This is a genomic window from Enterobacter sp. MGH85 (assembly GCF_001037655.1).
Lineage (GTDB): Bacteria > Pseudomonadota > Gammaproteobacteria > Enterobacterales > Enterobacteriaceae > Enterobacter > Enterobacter intestinihominis.
This window is the reverse complement of record NZ_KQ089925.1, coordinates 4,143,997-4,156,882: the sequence shown is the minus strand read 5'-3', so window position 1 is coordinate 4,156,882 and position 12,886 is coordinate 4,143,997. Positions and strand designations below refer to the sequence as shown.

Annotated in this window: 12 protein-coding genes; 4 read left to right on the top strand and 8 right to left on the bottom strand. The window is 54.9% G+C overall.

The window, feature by feature from the left end; translation table 11 throughout:
* Positions 1-162: 162 nt before the first annotated feature.
* Together rhlE and dinG are read left to right on the top strand one after the other, a co-directional pair.
* The gene (gene rhlE / locus SK51_RS19735) at positions 163-1,545 is read left to right on the top strand and encodes an ATP-dependent RNA helicase RhlE (RefSeq protein WP_017693771.1); all 1,383 of its coding nucleotides are present in this window, start codon (positions 163-165) and stop codon (positions 1,543-1,545) included.
* A gap of 96 nt (positions 1,546-1,641) precedes the next feature.
* A complete protein-coding gene (gene dinG, locus SK51_RS19730; protein ID WP_023305734.1) occupies positions 1,642-3,819 on the top strand; it encodes an ATP-dependent DNA helicase DinG in 2,178 nt (725 codons plus the stop codon).
* On the opposite strand, the gene SK51_RS19725 is transcribed toward dinG, so the two are convergent.
* The 5 genes from SK51_RS19725 to SK51_RS19705 form a co-directional block, all read right to left on the bottom strand.
* Entirely contained in the window at positions 3,806-4,309 is a 504-nt protein-coding gene (locus tag SK51_RS19725; protein WP_023305735.1) for a fimbrial protein, read from the bottom strand. The genes dinG and SK51_RS19725 overlap by 14 nt on opposite strands.
* A 5-nt stretch (positions 4,310-4,314) precedes the next feature.
* Positions 4,315-5,304, bottom strand: a complete 990-nt coding sequence (locus SK51_RS19720) for a fimbrial protein (RefSeq protein ID WP_023305736.1) — start codon at positions 5,302-5,304, stop codon at positions 4,315-4,317.
* A gap of 22 nt (positions 5,305-5,326) precedes the next feature.
* The gene (locus tag SK51_RS19715) at positions 5,327-7,870 is read right to left on the bottom strand and encodes a fimbria/pilus outer membrane usher protein (protein WP_023305737.1); all 2,544 of its coding nucleotides are present in this window, start codon (positions 7,868-7,870) and stop codon (positions 5,327-5,329) included.
* Positions 7,871-7,892: 22 nt separating this feature from the next.
* On the bottom strand, positions 7,893-8,567 hold the full coding sequence (locus tag SK51_RS19710; protein ID WP_023305738.1) for a fimbrial biogenesis chaperone: 675 nt from the start codon (positions 8,565-8,567) through the stop codon (positions 7,893-7,895).
* A gap of 69 nt (positions 8,568-8,636) precedes the next feature.
* A complete protein-coding gene (locus tag SK51_RS19705) occupies positions 8,637-9,173 on the bottom strand; it encodes a fimbrial protein (protein WP_022647516.1) in 537 nt (178 codons plus the stop codon).
* A 256-nt stretch (positions 9,174-9,429) separates the two neighbouring features.
* Between SK51_RS19705 and ybiB the strand changes: the two genes are divergently transcribed.
* Complete coding sequence (ybiB, locus tag SK51_RS19700) at positions 9,430-10,392, top strand: DNA-binding protein YbiB (RefSeq protein WP_048206982.1); 963 nt, start codon at positions 9,430-9,432, stop codon at positions 10,390-10,392.
* A 116-nt stretch (positions 10,393-10,508) separates the two neighbouring features.
* On the opposite strand, the gene ybiJ is transcribed toward ybiB, so the two are convergent.
* From ybiJ to mcbA, 3 genes are all read right to left on the bottom strand, one after another.
* Positions 10,509-10,769, bottom strand: a complete 261-nt coding sequence (gene ybiJ / locus SK51_RS19695; protein ID WP_003858474.1) for a DUF1471 family protein YbiJ — start codon at positions 10,767-10,769, stop codon at positions 10,509-10,511.
* A 285-nt stretch (positions 10,770-11,054) separates the two neighbouring features.
* Positions 11,055-11,321 carry a DksA/TraR family C4-type zinc finger protein gene (locus SK51_RS19690; RefSeq protein WP_022647518.1) on the bottom strand — a complete coding sequence of 89 codons (267 nt, stop codon included), beginning with the start codon at positions 11,319-11,321 and terminating at the stop codon, positions 11,055-11,057.
* 118 nt (positions 11,322-11,439) lie between these two features.
* Positions 11,440-11,703, bottom strand: a complete 264-nt coding sequence (mcbA, locus tag SK51_RS19685; protein WP_022647519.1) for a DUF1471 family periplasmic protein McbA — start codon at positions 11,701-11,703, stop codon at positions 11,440-11,442.
* Positions 11,704-11,945: 242 nt separating this feature from the next.
* Between mcbA and rlmF the strand changes: the two genes are divergently transcribed.
* Positions 11,946-12,857 (top strand): 23S rRNA (adenine(1618)-N(6))-methyltransferase RlmF, encoded by a 912-nt coding sequence (gene rlmF / locus SK51_RS19675; protein WP_023305741.1) that lies wholly within the window; start codon positions 11,946-11,948, stop codon positions 12,855-12,857.
* The last annotated feature ends 29 nt before the right edge of the window (positions 12,858-12,886 follow it).

The following is a 12,886-nucleotide window of genomic DNA, read 5'->3' as shown; positions in this document are numbered from 1 at the left end:
CTGATTTGCGCAAACGTCGAGTCATCGCCGGGGATATTTTATGCGCCACGTCACAAAAGCTGCTACACTCCGCTCCTTCGCGACATTGTGGTTTTTGTCCTTCTATTCGTTATATCTCCCTGAAAACTACACCTGTGATGGTCGGGGCGGTTCGGAGTTTTTATGTCTTTTGATTCCCTTGGTCTGAACCCGGAAATTCTGCGCGCCATCGCAGAGCAGGGCTACGTTGAGCCAACCCCTATTCAGCAGCAGGCTATCCCGGCCGTTTTGCAGGGCCGTGACCTGATGGCAAGCGCGCAGACCGGTACCGGTAAGACCGCGGGCTTTACCCTTCCGCTGTTGGAGCTGCTGGTAAAAAACCAGCCACACGCCAAAGGCCGTCGTCCGGTGCGTGCGCTGATCCTCACCCCAACCCGCGAGCTGGCGGCCCAGATTGGTGAGAACGTGCGTGAATACAGCCGCTATCTCAACATTCGTTCGCTGGTAGTTTTCGGCGGGGTAAGCATTAACCCGCAGATGATGAAGCTGCGCGGCGGCGTGGACGTGCTGGTGGCAACCCCGGGGCGTCTGCTGGATCTGGAACACCAGAACGCGGTGAAGCTCGATAACATCGAAATTCTGGTGCTGGACGAAGCCGACCGTATGCTGGACATGGGCTTCATCCACGATATTCGTCGCGTGCTGGCGAAGCTGCCGACGCGTCGTCAGAACCTGCTCTTCTCCGCGACCTTCTCCGACGAGATCAAGGCGCTGGCGGAAAAGCTGCTGCATAACCCGCTGGAAGTGGAAGTCGCGCGCCGCAACACCGCCTCCGAGCAGGTGACGCAGCACGTGCACTTTGTAGATAAGAAGCGCAAGCGGGAACTGCTCTCCCAGATGATCGGCCAGGGCAACTGGCAGCAGGTGCTGGTGTTTACCCGCACCAAGCACGGCGCCAATCACCTGGCGGAACAGCTGAATAAAGATGGCATCCGCAGCGCGGCCATTCACGGCAACAAGAGCCAGGGCGCGCGTACCCGCGCGCTGGCAGACTTCAAGTCCGGCGACATACGCGTGCTGGTGGCAACCGACATCGCCGCACGCGGTCTGGATATCGAAGAGCTGCCGCACGTGGTGAACTACGAGCTGCCAAACGTGCCGGAAGATTACGTTCACCGTATCGGCCGTACCGGACGCGCGGCGGCAACCGGGGAAGCGCTCTCTCTGGTTTGCGTGGATGAGCACAAGCTGCTGCGCGACATCGAACGCCTGCTGAAGAAAGAGATCCCGCGTATTGAAACCCCGGGCTATGAAGTTGACCCGTCAATCAAAGCCGAGCCAATTCAGAACGGTCGTCAGGGTGGCGGGCGCGGTCAGGGCGGCGGTGGTCGCGGTCAGCAGCCGCGTCGTGCCGAAGGCGGCGCGCCGAAATCTTCGGGCAAACCGCCGCGTCGTAATAACGACAGCAAACCGGCCGGTGAAAACCCATGGCGTAGCGGCGAAGGGAAACCGGCAGGCGAGGGGCAGCGCCGACGCCGCCCGCGTAAGCCTGCTAACCCGCAGTAATCTGGAAGCCCGGTCGTAAAGCCGGGCTTTTCTTTTTGCGGCAGCGGAGAGAAAGTGCCACAATAGTGGCTGTTTATACAGTATTTCAGGTTTCCGATGGCTTTAACCGCTGCGCTCAAGGCGCAAATTGGCGCATGGTATAAGGCGCTACAACAGCAGATCCCCGATTTTATTCCCCGAGCCCCGCAGCGGCAGATGATTGCCGACGTGGCAAAAACGCTCGCCGGGGACGACGGGCGACATCTGGCGATTGAAGCCCCGACCGGCGTCGGGAAAACCCTGTCGTATCTTATTCCCGGCATTGCCATCGCGCGGGAAGAAGATAAAACGCTGGTGGTCAGTACCGCTAACGTGGCCTTGCAGGATCAGATCTTCAGCAAAGATTTGCCGCTGCTGCGCAAAATTATCCCCGATTTACGGTTTACCGCCGCCTTTGGTCGCGGGCGCTACGTCTGTCCGCGCAATCTGGCGGCTCTGGCCAGCAGTGAACCCTCCCAACAGGATCTGCTCGCGTTTCTTGATGACGAGCTGACGCCAAACAACAAGGCGGAGCAGGAGCAGTGCGCAAAGCTGAAGGCCGATCTCGACGGCTACAAGTGGGACGGCCTGCGGGATCACACCAACCAGGCGATCGGCGACGACCTGTGGCGCAGGCTCAGCACCGATAAAGCAAGCTGCCTGAACCGTAACTGTCACTACTATCGCGAGTGCCCGTTCTTTGTCGCCCGGCGTGAGATTCAGGAAGCGGAGGTGGTTGTCGCCAACCACGCGCTGGTCATGGCTGCACTGGAGAGTGAAGCGGTCCTGCCGGAGCCCAAAAACCTGCTGCTGGTGCTCGATGAAGGCCATCATCTGCCCGACGTGGCGCGAGATGCGCTGGAGATGAGCGCGGAAATTACCGCCCCGTGGTTTCGCCTGCAACTGGATCTGTTCTGCAAACTGGTGGCAACCTGCATGGAGCAGTTCCGTCCGAAAACCACGCCGCCGCTGGCGGTTCCGGAGCGGTTGAGCGAGCACTGTGAAGAGGTGTACAGCCTCATCGCCTCGCTGAATAATATTCTTAACCTGTATCTCCCCGCCACCCAGGAGGCGGAACACCGCTTTGCGATGGGTGAGTTGCCGCAGGAAGTGATGGAGATTTGCCAGCAGTTGGCGAAGCACCTGGAAAAGCTGCGCGGGCTGGCGGAGATGTTCTTAAACGATCTCAGCGAGAAAACCGGTACTCACGACGTGGTGCGTTTGCACCGCATTCTGCTGCAAATGAATCGTGCGCTGGGGATGTTTGAAGCGCAGAGCAAACTCTGGCGGCTGGCTTCGATGGCGCAGGCGTCCGGCGCGCCGGTGACTAAGTGGGCCACCCGCGAAGTACGAGACGGGCAGGGACATCTCTTCTTCCACTGCGTGGGCATCCGCGTGGCCGATCAGCTGGAAAAGCTGATCTGGCGCAGCGTTCCGCACGTGGTAGTGACGTCAGCGACTCTGCGTTCCCTGAACAGCTTCTCAAGGTTGCAGGAGATGAGCGGCCTGAAAGAGAAAGCGGGCGACCGCTTTGTAGCCTTGGACTCGCCGTTCAACCACTGTGAGCAGGGAAAGCTGGTCATTCCGCGCATGAATTATGAGCCGCTTATCGATAACGAAGAGCAGCATATTGCGGAAATGGCGGCCTACTTCCGCGAGCAGGTTGAGAGTAAAAAATACCCCGGTATGCTGGTGCTGTTTGCCAGCGGTCGGGCGATGCAACGCTTCCTGGAGCACGTCACCGAGCTGCGCTTACTCCTGCTGGTGCAGGGCGATCAGCCGCGCTATCGGCTGGTGGAAACCCACCGTAAACGCATTGATAACGGCGAGCGCAGCGTGCTGGTGGGGTTACAGTCCTTTGCGGAAGGGCTTGATTTGAAAGGCGACTACCTGACGCAGGTGCATATCCATAAAATCGCCTTCCCGCCCATCGACAGCCCGGTGGTGATCACCGAAGGCGAATGGCTGAAAAGCCTTAACCGTTATCCGTTTGAAGTACAAAGCCTGCCTGCAGCGTCGTTTAACCTGATTCAGCAGGTCGGGCGCTTGATCCGTAGCCACGGCTGCTGGGGCGAGGTGGTGATTTATGACAAACGACTGCTCACCAAAAACTACGGCCAGCGGCTGCTGAATGCGCTGCCGATCTTCCCGATTGAGCAGCCGGACGTGCCGGAAGTAAAAAAACGCCCGACAAAACTGGCTGCCGGGCGTCGAAAAAGCTTCCGTGCTAAGGGGCGCGGTCCTACTGGTAAGTGAAGGTCACCTGGATCACGCTGCTGAACGTGCCGGCAGAGATGGGCATCGAGGTGGCGTAATAGCGTGCGGCCAGCGGGAACGTGGCCGTGTGATCTGTCGGGTTTATGGCAGCGTTAAAGGCGGCCTGCGGGGCAATCAGTATCTTGTCCTGACGATCTGCCAGCTCCAGTGCCAGCCCCTTTGCGCTACCGAGATTGGCAAATTTGGTGGGATGGGTGCTGTCGGCCTGACCGTAGAAAAAGGCGGTGGCAAGCGCCAGCGTGGCCGGGCAGTGCGACACCGAAAGGGAAAAGTCCTTCCACTCGCCGGTATCGCCCACGTCTTTAAAACTACCCGATGCCGCCTGGCCTAAGTCCACCGTCAGGTTGCGGCTGGCACTGTCAATGACGCACGTGTTGGCGTAAATGTTACCCGTCATCTGGATCTGTATATCATCGGCGTGGGCCTGGGCGATCAGCCCCAGCGCGAGAATCAATGCGGTTTTTTTCATGACGTTCACTTATAAGCGAGGGTGATGGTTGCCACAGTATTGGCTGGCCCGGGGGTGACTACATTGCTGACCTGCTCGTAGCGAACCTCAAACGGGATCACCAGCGTTTCGTTGGCTACGGCCTGATTTTGGGTACTTTCATAGGTACCGAAGGTGGCGAGATGGTCATCAAATAGCATTCTTACTCCGACGCCTGTAGCCATGCCGGTCTGCTGCGTGAGTTTGATCACCCCCTCAAATGCTGTGTCATATCCATTCGCGCTGGTGATTTTTAGCTCAGGCTGTACGGTTGTGTCACAGTTGACGGTGATATTAAATTTTTGAGCAGGGCTGGATAAAAAACCTACGCTGATGAAATCACTGACGGGAAAATCGCCCAAATTAACGGTGAGATTTTTCGGTAAAACGGAGCAGGTGACCTGATGAAGAATAACATTACCTGCATAGGCGATGTGGTTAGGGTTGCCGATCCCTTCATGGCCGAAAACGCCAATGCCAAATTCGGTTTGAGACTGCACCAGCGTACCGGATGTCACGGTGTCACTCGTTTTAACCAGCTCAAGCGTTATTTCAAAGCTAAAAGTCTGTGTTCCATCGGTAGAGACGTAGCCGACAGGCGTTCCACGTGAATCGCACTGCACGCCGCCAGCGCCGCTAATTCGCTGCCCGTGATCATTCATCAATGCTACGCCAATCCCCGGCACACCGGATTCGTATACCCCCCTGAGCCCTGGCATTTCCGCTCCGGTGCCGTAGTAGCAGGAGACAATCTCCAGGCCGCTGTCGGTACTCTGATCGCAATGCCCGGCAACATGAACGCTCTGCTCTGTACCCGGGATAGTTGCGCCAACTGCCAGCGTCGTCGGGACAGAAATGGATGCCACGTTGATCATTTTGGGGAGATCCGGCGTGGTGCAGGTCGCCTTCGCATGCGGCATGAATAACGCAGCGGTTCCCAGAATCAGTAAGAAAAAGCACTGTTTAATCATTTGCATAATGTTTTGCCTTTAGGGGAGATCAGTGACACTGCGCGGCAGCGTTAATGATGCTGGTTTTCGCTTTCTCATCCGTGAGCACATAGTCAGCGACGCAATGCTCGTTTGCCTCCTGTCCCCAGGAAACGCGGAGATGCCCTTGCTGTGGCAGACCCGAGAGATAGGTCTGGCCGTCATTCCCGACGATAAATTCGCTGTCCTTGTCCTCGGTGGTAACCGTTGCGCCGAACGGCAGCGGTTTACCGTTTTGCGTGAGCGTCATCAGGACGCGATTGCCCACGCGCGTCGTGAAGCTGGCGCGCACAATGGCTCCGCGGGTTGGCGTCACAATTTGTGCCGCATGGGTGACGTCGGCGTCCTCCGGCAGCGTTTCCGTATCCAGCGCAATAGTGTTGTGGCGATACGCGGTGACGAACGGTACGACGGTGTAGCCGCGGAAGTCGGTTTCAACGCCGGTCTGGTTAGTGATATGCGTGCCGTGCGTACCCGGGGCTTTCACGAGCGCAATGGTCTCACCGAGCGGCTGGCTTAGCGTGATGCCGTTTGCATGGGCAATCACGCCTCCCTGCAAGCCGACGTTCAGTGTTTGCTGATATTTATCCTGACTGATGCCACCGCTCACTTCACCGTATGTCGCTTTGTAGTCGGCGTTAACGCTGGTGGAGTTACCGCTGCCGGTGCTGCTCAGCCCCTCCTGGAGATTCCAGTTCAGGTTGTCTTCTTTCAGGGCCGTACCGTTCAGGCCGATGTTCTGCGTGGTGCCATCTTTCGTGTTGTTCAGGTTGTACGTGGCCCAGGTGTTATGCATCCAGCGATCCAGCGGAACCGAAACGCTCAGCGAGAACTGGTTGTCGTTCGTCACCGCATTACCGTCCAGATCGCTGTCGTGGGTGTTTTTATTCATGCTGTAGCTAAGGCTGTAGCTAACGCCGTGCCAGCTGTTGTTGTAGCTGACGCTCATGGAGGTCATGTCCTGATTCTGGCTCCAGTAGGTTTCCTTCACCATGCTCAGCGTGACCGATCCCCAGCCTTCTGGTAGCGTCTGGTCGATGGTGGCTTCGGTACGGGCGCGGCGCTGCTGTGGCGCAGACCAGTTGTCGGCGCGGGTATACGACTCCATGGTGTCGTCCAGGGTGTAAAACCCCTTGCTGTTGTAGCGATAGCCCGCAAGCGAAAAGTAGGTGCCTGAACCGGCGAAATCTTTGCTGTAGCGTACGCGCCACGATTTGCCTGTGCTGGACTGCTGTTTTTTCAGCAGGGCTCTGGCGCGAGTCACGTCAATGGAGAACGCCCCTAAATCGCCCATGTTTTTCCCGGCGCCTATCGCCTGCGACTGATAATGACTGCTCTGCTGCACGCCGCCGTAGGCCGTGAAGCCGTGGGGTAAACCATAGATGGCGCTCCCCTGAGCAAACGGGGTCTTTTCAACATCTTTGTCATAAGAACGATAACGCCCGGCAGTTACGCTGTAGCGCAGGTTTTTTTCACGCTGCAATACCGGAACGGAGGCAAACGGCACCACGAAATGACTTTCGCTGCCGTCAGTTTCTTTCACCGTGACCTGGAGGTCGCCGCTGCTGCCGGTGGGGTAGAGATCGTTAATTTCGAAGGCCCCCGGCGCGACCGTGTTCTGATAAATCACGTACCCGTTCTGGCGCACCATCACCAGCGCGTTGCTGTGGGCGGTGCCACGAATAATAGGCGCATAGCCTTTTTCGCTGTCGGGAAGCATGTCGTTATCGGATTTCAGCTCCACGCCGGTGTAAGGGACACTGTCAAAAACATCAGCAGGTGATGAGCTCTGGCCAACGGTGATATCGCTTTTCATCGCCACAATATCGCGTTGCGCATAGGTATAAACGGAGGTGAATTTCTGTTCCTCCTCATTGCCTGTGGTGCTGCGATTCCAGGTGGAATAGTTGCGAAGGCGCCATGCGCCAACGTTTAAACCCGGACGCAGGTTCACGTACTGGCTACTGCTATCCTCTTCACCCTGCTGGCGCGCATGGCTCTGGCTGGCGTTGACGCTGTAATTAAGCAAGCCCGCGTTGATCCCTTCGTCAAACTCTTTCGGGTCGATGTAACCGCGTGGCACCTGTCCGAGCGCCTTTTGCGGAATGCTTAGCAGCAGCTGCTGGTTGCGAACGTGAAAGATTGCAGATGAAGCAGGGATGACACCTAGATCGGCACACTGGCCTTTGGCCATTAGCTGAGGAAACTTTTGGGTCTTGATACCGAGGCTTTTTAATTCACCCATGCTAAAGCAAGGTTGTAACGTGTCGTTGCCCTGCGAATCTTTCTCAAGCGTAAAGGTCACGTTGCGGGTATCAATTTTATTATTATTGATAAACACCGCGACCTCATATTTCCCCGGTGCCTGGCCGGGACCTTTTTCATAGACGGACAGATCGGTTTTACCCTGCTGGGGATTATCAATATCCAGCAGGGCGGGGTTAAAATAATCATCAGCCATAACCTGCTGCGCAAAGGTGGCTATTGCCAGGCCACAGAGAATGACCAGCAATGAAGACATTCGGCAGGTGAACGGCTTTTTGTGGCTGTACATGATTATTTTATTACCGGAACAATTAATTAACGGATTTCGACCAGGAATGGCTGATGCTGCCGTAATCATTAATAATGGAATACGTCACGTTTGAGCCCCCGACATTACCCGGTATGGCAAAATGTGTTTCTGATTTCGGAACAGCCCAGGTCGCTTTTGTGACTTTCTGACCGTTAAGCGTGACGGTCTGGAAATTCATATAGAAAGGCGTAGGGTTATTCACCACCAGGTCGTTACCTTCGCGATGCCATTCAAGCTTATCCGCCACATCTTCTGGTCGGCCTTTTACCGCGGACGGGCGATACAGCAATTTAATGCGGGTATTAATGGCAATTTGCAGCGTATTTACTCCCTCAACGTGTTTTGAGGAAGGGATCGCTTTGATATTCAACCAGTACAGAGATTCCCTGTCTTCCGGTAAATTTCCGCCCGTGCGTACCACGCGCAGAACGTTATCTTCTTTTGCATCCAGACGGAAAAGCGGCGGGGTGATCAGGAATGGGGCTTTGGCCGGGTTTTTACCGCCAGAATCGACCCAGGACTGTACCAGATAATCCGTCGTATCCGGGTTTGATAGGCCAAGAGATGATTCCTTTTTATCTCCCTGATAGACCAGCCGGGTACCATTAATCACGACACCCGCATGTGCAGAGGCTGCTATCAGTAAAAGAGTGCTCAGTAAATAACCGTGGCGCATAAAGATTTCTCAATAAATAGAAGAGATATTAATGCCCGCAAAAGCATTAATATCTCAGGATTGATAAGATCAGTTATAAATAACGGTGAAAGTCGATACAGAGTTGGCAGGGCCTGCGGTAATGGCGGCCTGAGTTTGAATATAACGCGCACCGAATTCCAGGTCGTTAACTGCCGTGCCGGAGGCTAAAGGATATTGCTGCGAAGGCGTATACAGAGTGACAGGCTGCCCGGAAGCATCCATCAACTGAATCGCTACACCGGTTGCCGCATCGGTATCTGGCGTTAATGCCAGCGCGGCATTATTATCCGCATCCGGGGTACCACCGAAGTTAATCGCAGCCGAGGTCACTGTTTCCGGACAATTGGTTAACTTAATATCAAACTTCGTTGATGTGCTGGTAGAGCCTGCGCCGGTAAATACCGTTTTAGACACCTTACCCAACTGAACGTTTAATGGATTACTTAATCCATTCACGACCTGGCAAGCAGAATCGATAATTTCACCGGTGAAATTAATCTGGCCTTCACCGTTAGTTGCCGCAAATGCGGATGCAGAACATCCCACCGTTGCGGCGATAAAAAAACCTAATGCAACCTTGTTCATAGTTAATCCTGATGTGATTCTGGTAAAAGCGTTGCCTGGACGTTTTTACCGTTGACCCTTAATGATTTTTCGATGTTTATTTAATCAAAAAAAGGGTCGCTGCGGATCTTTTGTCCCAATCACAAATAATGTAAATAGTACTTGAGTTTAATTTTTTTATATGAAAACAGCAGGTTGATAATGATCACAAAACACTATCGGGTCTGTGTTCATCGGGCTATATTGTTAACAAGATAATGCAGTCAGGAGAAATGTCGTGGATTACCGCAAAATTATCAAAGAGGTAGGGCGTGGGAAAAACCACGCTCGCGATCTGGACCAGGAAACAGCCCGCGCGTTGTACACGCATATGCTGAATGGCGACGTGCCGGAACTGGAAATGGGCGGCATTTTGATTGCGCTGCGTATTAAAGGGGAAGGTGAGGCGGAAATGCGCGGTTTTTATGAGGCCATGCAGTCGCAGACCATGCGCTTAACCCCGCCCGTCACGAAGCCGATGCCAGTTGTGATCCCGACCTACAACGGCGCGCGTAAGCAGGCAAACCTCACGCCGCTGCTGGCTATTCTGTTGCAGAAACTCGGTTTCCCGGTAGTAGTGCATGGCGTGAGCGAAGATCCGACGCGCGTGCTGACAGAAACCATCCTGGCGTTGTTAGGTATTGAACCGACCCTCCATGCCGGTCAGGCACAGGCAAAGCTGGAGGGGAATCAGCCGGTCTATATCCCCGTTAGCGCGCTCTGCCCACCGCTGGAAAAGCAGCTGGACATGCGCTGGCGCATGGGCGTCCGTAACAGTGCTCACACCCTGGCGAAGCTGGCGACGCCGTTTGCCGAAGACGCCGCGCTGCGTCTTTCCAGCGTCTCCCATCCGGAATACGTGACGCGAGTCGGGCAATTCTTTGCCGAAATCGGTGGACGCGCGCTGCTGATGCACGGGACAGAAGGCGAGGTTTACGCCAACCCGCAGCGTTGTCCACAGCTGATGCTGATTGAGCCCGCCGGGACGCGGGTCGTTGTTGAACGTGGGGAAGAGAACAGAGATGCGATCCTGCCTGAGTCGAAAGATCCGCAGGTCACCGCGCGCTGGATTGTGCAGTGTCTGGCCGGGAAGGTGCCGGCTCCGCAGTCAATCAAGCTGCAAATGGCCTGCTGCCTGCTGGCTGCAGGGGAAGTCGAGTCCGTGGAAGCCGGGTTGCAGCGCGTGGCGCAGTCATTTTAAGCAAAAAAAAGCCCGTCCAGTGGCGGACGGGCAAACAAGGGTAACAACAACAGGGTCAATGAGGGTTGGAGCAACTCACCAGAGGGTATGGCGAGGGTGGAGCATAATTTGTTCGATTACTTGTAGATAACCGCAGTACCGCTCAGTTTGTTATTACCGTTAGTGGAAGTGATGGTGTATCCACTTGCGCCCGCGGCGGCAGCTTTTTCAGCCAGTTTTGCTTCCAGACCGTCCAGCGTGGTCGCGCCTTCAGCACTCACCACACCGATTTTGTTCAGATCCTGTGCCTGAGTAGAGGAGACTGGCTCTACAGCGAAAGCGCCGAAAGACAGAGCGGACAGGGCAACAGCGGCAACAGCATATTTGATGGTTTTCATAGGTCAATTCTCGCAGGTTATTCTGTTAAGGGGACGATGTTCCGTCGATGTGATAAGTATCACGCTTTTTAGCGGAAGATAAAATCGAAGAGAATTGACGTGGTTGGTCAAAAAAATTGAATGACAAATAACTTATTGATTATTAATAAAATCAGAAGCGCAATTGACACTTCTTGCGGATACGCTTTACAGACACAATCAGAAGGGCACGTTTTGCTACGCGCTTCGCTGAAAGTCGTGAGCGTAAAGTAAACTGTTGGTGCGGTTAACTACGGTAAAGGAAAGTCAACGTAACTGGCTGTCTTTCGATCCTCTACGATTATATCCTGAATGTGAAGCATTTTTTGAATCTTTCTCCTGCTGACAGGTGATGCAAAGCCGTACCCCGGGAATGGCTTTACGTCGTGCCTCAGGAATGGGATCCCCGCACTCTTCGCATTCCGTCAAACTTTCGCCGCGCGGAATTTCACCGCGAGCACGCGCAACCGCATCTTCAATGGTACTGTTGATCTGTTCGTTAACGGCGTCGTCATTCGCCCAGCCGGAAGCCATGATGTTCTCCTGAAAGGGTCAAGTCATGCATTTTAATATGGGGTGAAAAAACGCACAGTCAAGGCGCAGGCAGAGAGAACTGCATCTGCCGGGCAGATGCAGTTTGGAAGGCGGTAAGTTATTTATAGATAGTCGCTGTACCGTACATATGGTTATCGCCACCGGCGGCGTTCACCACGAAGCCTTTAGCGCCTTCCTGACGGGCTTTTTCGGCCAGCTTGTCCTGAAGGTCATCAAGGTTGCTTGCCCGGCTGACAGAGACCGTCCCAGCCGCGCGTAGCTGGCTGGTGTCGGTACTGTCGGTCAGAGGTTGAACGGACAAGGCAGAGAATGATGCGCCTGCCAGCGCACCCGCAATAATAAAGGTCAGATACTTTTTCATAATCACATCCTCAGGGGAAACAACAGGTGATTCCTGTTAAGTTTAGAAGCCTGATGCGTGTGATTTAGCGCAAAAATTTGATGATGATCTGCTTATTTTTTGAACGATAAATTCTGACAATTTGTTGACAGATCATAGACATACAGGTCGCTGATTTTTGTCGTTTTTTTGTGCGACTCAGACAGATATTTACCCCCGCGCCGTCACAGGGTATCTTACGCGGCTGTTTAAAGGAGAATGCCATGACTTCCCACAAGCCGGGATTGCACCCGCGTAACCGCCACCGTAGCCGCTACGATATGAAAGCCCTGTGTCTGAGCTGCCCTGAATTGCAGGGTTTTATCGTTCAGACACCAGCCGGTGAACCGTCGGTAAACTTTGCCGATCCGCTGGCGGTTAAAACGCTGAACAAAGCGCTGCTGGCCCATTTTTATGGTGTGACGCACTGGGACATCCCTGATGGCTTTCTCTGCCCGCCGGTCCCGGGCCGTGCGGATTACGTCCATCATCTTGCCGATCTGCTGGCGGATGACCACGATGGCGTAGTGCCGAAACAGGCTACCGTCCTTGATATCGGTACGGGCGCGAACCTGATCTACCCCCTGATAGGCGCACATGAGTACCAGTGGCGATTTACCGGCAGCGAGATCGGTGATGAGGCCTTCGCCAGCGCGCAGGCCATTATCAACGCTAACCCGGGGTTAAGCCGGGCCGTTCGTCTGCGTCGTCAGAAGGATGCCGCTGCTATTTTCAACGGCATAATTCATAAGAACGAACAATATGATGCCACCCTGTGCAACCCGCCATTCCACGACTCCGCCGCGTCTGCGCGTGCGGGAAGTGAACGCAAGCGGCGTAACCTGGGCCAGGCCGAAGATGGCGCGCTGAACTTTGGCGGCCAGCAGCAGGAGCTGTGGTGCGAGGGCGGGGAAGTAGCCTTTATTCTGCGCATGATTGCCGAGAGTAAAGGCTTCGGTCGTCAGGTGAAATGGTTTACCACGCTGGTCTCTCGTGGCGATAACCTGCCGCCGCTTTACCGCGCGCTGACCGAAGCCGGCGCGGTGAAGGTGGTCAAAAAAGAGATGGCGCAGGGTCAGAAGCAGAGCCGCTTTATTGCCTGGTCCTTTATGGACGATAACAAACGTCGCAAATAGCACCCCATCGTTGGCCGGGTAAGGCGAAG

Excerpts from the sequence above, each read along its gene's own strand:
- rhlE (WP_017693771.1), top strand. The coding sequence starts at position 163 with ATGTCTTTTGATTCCCTTGGTCTGAACCCGGAAATTCTGCGCGCCATC.
- dinG (WP_023305734.1), top strand. The coding sequence starts at position 1,642 with ATGGCTTTAACCGCTGCGCTCAAGGCGCAAATTGGCGCATGGTATAAG.
- SK51_RS19725 (WP_023305735.1), bottom strand. The coding sequence starts at position 4,309 with ATGAAAAAAACCGCATTGATTCTCGCGCTGGGGCTGATCGCCCAGGCC.
- SK51_RS19720 (WP_023305736.1), bottom strand. The coding sequence starts at position 5,304 with ATGCAAATGATTAAACAGTGCTTTTTCTTACTGATTCTGGGAACCGCT.
- SK51_RS19715 (WP_023305737.1), bottom strand. The coding sequence starts at position 7,870 with ATGTACAGCCACAAAAAGCCGTTCACCTGCCGAATGTCTTCATTGCTG.
- SK51_RS19710 (WP_023305738.1), bottom strand. The coding sequence starts at position 8,567 with ATGCGCCACGGTTATTTACTGAGCACTCTTTTACTGATAGCAGCCTCT.
- SK51_RS19705 (WP_022647516.1), bottom strand. The coding sequence starts at position 9,173 with ATGAACAAGGTTGCATTAGGTTTTTTTATCGCCGCAACGGTGGGATGT.
- ybiJ (WP_003858474.1), bottom strand. The coding sequence starts at position 10,769 with ATGAAAACCATCAAATATGCTGTTGCCGCTGTTGCCCTGTCCGCTCTG.
- SK51_RS19690 (WP_022647518.1), bottom strand. The coding sequence starts at position 11,321 with ATGGCTTCCGGCTGGGCGAATGACGACGCCGTTAACGAACAGATCAAC.
- mcbA (WP_022647519.1), bottom strand. The coding sequence starts at position 11,703 with ATGAAAAAGTATCTGACCTTTATTATTGCGGGTGCGCTGGCAGGCGCA.
- rlmF (WP_023305741.1), top strand. The coding sequence starts at position 11,946 with ATGACTTCCCACAAGCCGGGATTGCACCCGCGTAACCGCCACCGTAGC.